Origin of the sequence: Microcystis sp. M53598_WE2, assembly GCF_030067735.1 — a bacterium.
GTDB lineage: Bacteria > Cyanobacteriota > Cyanobacteriia > Cyanobacteriales > Microcystaceae > Microcystis > Microcystis aeruginosa.
In genome coordinates this window covers 1-1180 of sequence record NZ_JASJFE010000270.1, presented here as the reverse complement: position 1 = coordinate 1180, position 1180 = coordinate 1, and the positions used below count along the sequence as shown (strand labels likewise).

Here is a 1180-nt window from a genome sequence, read left to right as displayed (position 1 = left end):
GTCCCCGCAAAAGTTGGGTGGTTTGGGGAGAACAGGGTAAATATCCGGATGTAATTGTCGAGATTCTCTCCGATTCTACGGCCAATATTGACCGCAATAACAAGAAAATTCTCTATCAGAATACCTTTCGCACTCCTAATTATTTTTGGTTCGATCCCAATACTTTAGAATTGCAAGGATTTAGACTAATTGAGGGACAATATCAAGCCATTTCTCCCAATGAACAGGGTTATTTATGGAGTGAACAGTTAGGATTATATTTAGGCATATTTGACCGTAAACTGCGTTATTTTACCGCCAATGGTCAATTAGTCCCCACTCCTCAAGAAGCTGAGTTACAGCAACGACAGGCAAAAGAACAGGCTATTTTAGAGAAAGAACAGGCTCTTTTAGAGAAAGAAAGGGAACGACAAGCTAAGGAAAAATTGGCCCAAAAATTGCGAGAATTAGGCATCGATCCCGATACAATTTAGGGGAAATATTATTTTCTAGTAACTATGGTGACAGCAGCGCCCCTAGTGGGTGTAATTATGGGCAGTGATTCCGACTTACCCACCATGAAAGAAGCGATCGCAGTTTTAGAGGTTTTTCAGATTAGCCACGAAGTCGCCATCGTCTCGGCCCATCGTACCCCCGAAAAAATGTTTGAATACGCCAAAAACGCTCATAGGAGGGGAATAAAAGTGATTATCGCCGGAGCCGGCGGCGCTGCCCATTTACCCGGGATGGTGGCATCTTTAACCCCCTTACCCGTGATTGGGGTTCCCGTAGTCACGCGCACTTTACAAGGGTTAGACTCTCTCTATTCAATTGTACAGATGCCCGCAGGCATTCCCGTGGCCACGGTGGCGATCGGTAATGCCAAAAATGCCGGACTTTTAGCAGTTCAAATTCTCGCCACCGGTAATGCCGATCTTTTAGAGCAAGTTATCGCCTATCGTCAATCCCTCACCGATTCCGTCCTCGAAAAACAAAGCAATCTTCAACGACTAGGCTATCAAGACTATCTAGAGCAGAGTTCACCTAAGTAGGGTAGATTGAGAAAAGATTAAGTAACAAATTTTGACATCCTCGCCGCCGTAAAACGGACGGCGATTCCCAAACCTCACGATTTAGGTTTCTGCTTCTTTCCCTTGCGGGGTTCCGCACCTGCCTTAACAGATTTACTCTGTTCTGGTCT

At 45.2% G+C, this 1180-nt stretch carries 2 protein-coding genes; both read left to right on the top strand.

The genetic code is table 11. The annotated features are described in order from the left end of the window. A partial coding sequence (locus PX636_RS05705) for a Uma2 family endonuclease (protein ID WP_288116458.1) occupies positions 1–473 on the top strand: 473 nt, incomplete at its 5' end. Between the two features lie 24 nt (positions 474–497). Beyond that, positions 498–1031: a 5-(carboxyamino)imidazole ribonucleotide mutase gene (purE, locus tag PX636_RS05700; RefSeq protein WP_012263785.1), complete on the top strand. Its 534-nt coding sequence runs from the start codon at positions 498–500 to the stop codon at positions 1029–1031. The last annotated feature ends 149 nt before the right edge of the window (positions 1032–1180 follow it).

What these genes read in the sequence shown, in the direction of transcription:
- purE (WP_012263785.1), top strand. Translation starts at nt 498, where the DNA reads ATGGTGACAGCAGCGCCCCTAGTGGGTGTAATTATGGGCAGTGATTCC.